The 3512-nt window shown below is 40.2% G+C and carries 3 protein-coding genes; 2 read left to right on the forward strand and 1 reads right to left on the reverse strand.

The annotated features are described in order from the left end of the window. A partial coding sequence (locus tag LQ952_RS15505; protein WP_238623519.1) for an AAC(3) family N-acetyltransferase occupies positions 1-321 on the reverse strand: 321 nt, incomplete at its 3' end. A 149-nt stretch (positions 322-470) separates the two neighbouring features. Here LQ952_RS15505 and LQ952_RS15510 point away from each other — a divergent pair. Further along, positions 471-2261 carry an ABC transporter ATP-binding protein gene (locus tag LQ952_RS15510; protein WP_238623520.1) on the forward strand — a complete coding sequence of 597 codons (1791 nt, stop codon included), beginning with the start codon at positions 471-473 and terminating at the stop codon, positions 2259-2261. Positions 2262-2276: 15 nt separating this feature from the next. Further along, the gene (locus tag LQ952_RS15515) at positions 2277-3326 is read left to right on the forward strand and encodes a glycosyltransferase (RefSeq protein ID WP_238623521.1); all 1050 of its coding nucleotides are present in this window, start codon (positions 2277-2279) and stop codon (positions 3324-3326) included. Positions 3327-3512: the final 186 nt, after the last annotated feature.

The following is a 3512-nucleotide window of genomic DNA, read 5'->3' on the forward strand; positions in this document are numbered from 1 at the left end:
AGGGACCAGGGCCTCCTCATGACCCGCCAGAAATTCTTCAGCCCGATGCCCCCATGCCAGCAGAGGGTGTGTTGGACTCAGGCTCCTGCGCACGCCCTTGCCTCGACGAAACACTTCGGACAACAGCCCCATCTGGGAAGGGCTGCGTCGGACATCCATGGGCACACCGCGGGCAAGAAACTCCCTGGAACTCTCGTTTTGATAGGTCAGGGAAGGCATGACCAGCAAACCATTCACGCCAATCAATTCTTTTAGTATAAATATCATATCAGCCGGGCGTCCATGAAAGCCGTTTGCCGGCCCCCAAGAAGCATGGATCATCGTAGCGCTTCCAGATCGAACACCAAGATCATGAAGTAAACCGCACAACCTCTCTCCATCATAACTAAAAAATATTTTATTTATTAAGCCTTTAGTCTTAGCCAGCCCTGAATAAAACATATATCAAACACCTCTAAAGTCGAAACCAGATGCTCAAAAACCTTAAAAAATTAATATCCTTAATAAACCCAAATGACAGAAAAAAAGTTTATGCACTGACAGTATTAATGGTTGTTACCGCCGGCATGCAGACAATAGGCATTGCTTCAATAATGCCTTTTTTAAATATACTTTCAGATGTTTCAAAAATTGAAAGCACACCTTGGATTTCAGCATTATTCCAAACACTAAATTTCAAATCCGAAACATCGTTCCTTTATGCACTGGGAATTACATCCTTTATTTTATTTGTCACTGGAACCGCATTACAGGCAATAACATTCTGGGCAATCGTCAGATTTACCCATATGCAACAATATGAACTCTCCAAAAGATTGATGCAAGACTACCTTAACCGGCCGTATAGCTTCTATCTAAACAGAAATTCCAGCGATCTGGCAAAAACAGTTTTACATGAAACAGGTCAAGCCATTAATGGTGGATTACTTCCAGCCATGCGCCTGTTAAGCCAAGTCCTCCTATCCATCTTTATCATCAGCTTGATACTGATAATTAACCCATTGCTTTCCCTCGCCATAGCAGCCTCCATAGCAAGCGTATACCTAATAATATACTTAGCAGCCAGAAACTGGCTTAATAAAATTGGAACGGACCGAGTCGACGCCAATAAAGAAAGATATACAGCGACAGCAGAAGCATTTACAGGAGCAAAAGAAATACGCTTACTGGGGCGAGAAGGAAATTATTTGGAAAGATACAGACAACCGGCCAAGCGACTTGCCAAGCATGAAGCCAACTCATCACTACTGAACGACATCCCTCAGTATGCAATAGAAGCATTCGTTTTTGGCGGTGTTTTGATATTAGTAACAGCACTTATTTCCATGGAGGGGGGACTAGAAAATGCCATTCCAATCATAGGGGTCTACGCGCTTGCCGCCAGGCAACTAATACCAGCATTTCACAAAATCTTCAGCACATTCTCGGCAATTAGATACAACCTGCCTGCAGTGGACAATGTACTCAAAGACCTTGAGGGCAACACATCAGCTCATTCTCAATCCGAAAACAAGAACCCGCAGACCAAGATCAAACCCGAAAAAGAGATAAAAATAGAAAACATTCATTTCTGCTATCCAGGCAGCCAGTCTCCTGCCCTATCTGGAATTAATGTATGCATTAAGGCAAATTCGACCCTCGGCATCATTGGACACTCCGGATCAGGGAAAAGCACACTGATAGACGTGCTACTGGGATTATTAACACCAGAAAAAGGATCAATCCGGATTGATGAAAAAGAACTAAATAAAGACAACATCCGCCAATGGCAAACGTCAATAGGGTATGTTCCTCAAAATATTTTCTTGGCGGACCAAAGCATAAAAGCCAATATCGCTTTAGGTCTACCTGATAACCAAATTGACGATGCAGCTGTGATAAGAGCTGCAAAATTAGCCGAATTACATGAATTCATTACCAACGACCTACCCATGAAATACGATACAGCAATTGGCGAGAGGGGCCTTAGGATTTCCGGAGGTCAGCGTCAAAGGATAGGAATTGCCAGAGCACTATACAATGACCCAAGCGTACTTATTTTCGACGAAGCAACAAGTGCACTTGATAATGCAACCGAAAAAGCCGTTATGGAGGCCATTCATAATCTTTCCGGGAAAAAGACAATTATATTGGTGGCTCACAGGCTAAGCACCGTTGAACCATGCCATAAAATTATAATGCTTGATAAAGGAAAAGTTAAAATAAAAGGCGACTGGGAAAAAATCAAAAACATACAAAATAACATCACCAATAAAAACTAAAATCGGAGAAAAAAAATGCGCATCTTGTTCGTCAACAGATCTCCTCACTTACCGCAACTAATTGGTGGAATTGAAACCAATACACACGAACTATGCAAATCCATAATACGACATGGACATGACGCCGCAGTACTATGCGCCACCAACAGAAAAGGTTATACCGGCATAAAAAATTACATTTCGAGAAAAATTTCACCAAAAAACAATTGGCCATGCGACAAACAACTTGGATATAGATGTTTTCGAGGACACAACCCGCAAGAAGGCATCCTTGAAATCTCAGAAAAATTAAATGTGGACGCAGTGATACTACAAGGATTTCACCCTAAAATAATCATGGAAATAACACATACTAATCGGCCAGTTTTTTATTACTTCCACTTTTCCCAAAGGACTCTTGAAAACACTAAATACCTGAAAAAATACCAAAAAATAATATCTTGCTCAAAATACATATCAGATGAACTATCATCACTATACTCAATCAAATCGGAAGTCATCCCCCCCCTCGTCACACCTAGAACTATGTTAGCAACAAACAGAAAACCATCCAGCATCATCTCCTTTGGCTTAACAAAGCAAAAAGGAGCAGACATCACCATGCAATTAGCAAAGAGAATACCCGAAAAAAAATTTAAAATAATTCAAACTTGGTCAAACTCAAAAAATGAGAGGAAAGAATTAATAGCCAGAGCAAAAAAAATAAAAAATCTTGAAATTTTACCACCAAAACAGGATGTTAAATTTTTCTTTAATTCAGCATTACTATTACTTGCCCCATCAAGAGATACTGAAGGATGGTGTCGTGTTGCGACAGAAGCACAAATCAATGAAATACCTGTTATTGCTTCAAAAGTTGGCGGATTACCAGAAGCAGTTGGAGCCGGAGGAATATGTATTGAAGACAATGAAAATATTGACACATGGGAGAGACATATAAGAGAAATCATCAACACACAATCCTCTTATAAAAAATGGCAAGGACTAGCAAAACATAGCGCAATGCGAGAAGACTTGAACGAAGAAAACATAGTAAAAAAACTACTGACCACAATCAAAAATTAAAATATAATGACCCACATAACAAAAACCAATACATGAGAAAAAAATGAAAAACATCAAGCGATTAGCGGCCGACATCTACTTAAGCATATTAAGATGCTATGTACGATACAGCCCATTTGAGAAATTTAAAATTTACGCTTGGAAACAAGCGTACAAATACTGCCTCTGGAGATCACCACCACTGAA

This window comes from Ectothiorhodospira lacustris, assembly GCF_022227785.1.
In the GTDB taxonomy this organism is placed as follows: Bacteria; Pseudomonadota; Gammaproteobacteria; order Ectothiorhodospirales; family Ectothiorhodospiraceae; genus Ectothiorhodospira; species Ectothiorhodospira lacustris.

Bases quoted from the DNA above. Each gene is read 5' to 3' on its own strand.
- LQ952_RS15515 (WP_238623521.1), top strand. From the start codon at position 2,277: ATGCGCATCTTGTTCGTCAACAGATCTCCTCACTTACCGCAACTAATT.
- LQ952_RS15510 (WP_238623520.1), top strand. From the start codon at position 471: ATGCTCAAAAACCTTAAAAAATTAATATCCTTAATAAACCCAAATGAC.